1 protein-coding gene is annotated in these 1378 nt (G+C 63.9%); it reads left to right on the forward strand.

Annotated elements, in window-relative coordinates; translation table 11 throughout:
• Positions 1-130: 130 nt before the first annotated feature.
• Positions 131-1051 (forward strand): IS1380 family transposase, encoded by a 921-nt coding sequence (locus OP498_RS18340; RefSeq protein ID WP_280554793.1) that lies wholly within the window; start codon positions 131-133, stop codon positions 1049-1051.
• The last annotated feature ends 327 nt before the right edge of the window (positions 1052-1378 follow it).

Here is a 1378-nt window from a genome sequence, read left to right on the forward strand (position 1 = left end):
GAGTGGCGTTTGTTGCGTCTTGCAGACATCGGAACTGACTCCCCGTCGTTGGATGACGGGGGTAGCGTAGGGGGTCAGGCGGCTTCAAGAAATGACGCGCCGGAATGGCCGCTTACCCCGCAAGGAGGGCGTGACGCGGACCTACCAGCAAGTCGACGGCTACACCCCGATTGCCGCTTATCTGGGCAACGAGGGGTGGTGTCTGGGGCTGGAACTGCGTCCCGGCAAGCAGCACACCATGAAGGAGAGCAATGCCTTCCTGGAGCGGGTGCTGCCGCGCGCCTACCAACTGACCCAGGCGCCGCTGCTGGTGCGCGAAGACAGCGGCTTCGACAGCCAGGCGCATCTGGCGCTGCTCGAACAGCAGCGTCAGGCCTGCGCCGAGGACGGGCGCGTGCTGGACTATCTCGTCAAGTGGAACCCGCGCCGCTCGGCCAAGGACGATCAGGACACCTGGCTGGCGGTGGCGGCGGACTATTGGGAGGAGCTGCGTCCTGGCAAACGCCAGGCGCTGTGGACGCAAACCGTCTCGATCCGTGACGACCACCAGGTCGAATACGTCGTCAAGCGCGTGATGCGCCTGGTCGAGCGCACCGCCGATCACGATGGCCAACTGCTGATCGAACCGGAATATGAACTGGAAGGCTGGTGGACCAGCCTGGACGAGGCACCGCAGGCGGTGATCCAGCGCTACCAGGCGCATGCCACTCACGAACAGTTCCACAGCGAGATCAAGACTGACCTCGACCTGGAGCGCCTGCCCTCGGGCAAGTTCGCCACCAACGACCTGATCCTGCACCTGGCACAGCTGGCCTACAACATCCTGCGGCTGATGGGGCAGCTCGGCATGACCGGCGAGCTCAGTCCGGTGCGTCATCCGGCGAAACGCCGGCGACTGCGCACGGTCCTGCAAGAGCTGGTGCATCGTGCCGCCCTGGTGATCCACAAGGCCAGGCAGACCATTCTCGATTTCGGCCAGGACGTGGGACGCATGACGGTACTGAAGACGTTGCGTCGCCGGTTTCGCTATCCCAAGGCCGCGCCATGCTGACCGGACGATCCTGTCGGATCATCAGCAAACCGACGCTGCCACACTGGCCGGCGGGCAAGGCGTGCCTGGCTGTCGCAAATGGCGGTGAAAGGGTGGTGAAACAGGCCGTCAACAGGGGGCAAGGAGGCCGATATCGCCCTGGTCAGTCATCACCAGCACCGAGAAAGGGGATGCCGGTGATCAAAAATTGCTCGGGAGGCGCGATAGGGAAGACTTGTAAGCGCTCCACCAACCCCACCTGTTGCGGCCTGAGTTAGACCGGTAGGGTGTCTTTCCAGCGCCAGGGCAGCAGCGTGTCGAGATCGTCATCCTCGCCAAGCGTCGGCA

It is taken from the genome of Halomonas sp. 25-S5 (assembly GCF_029889845.1).
Taxonomy (GTDB): Bacteria; Pseudomonadota; Gammaproteobacteria; order Pseudomonadales; family Halomonadaceae; genus Halomonas.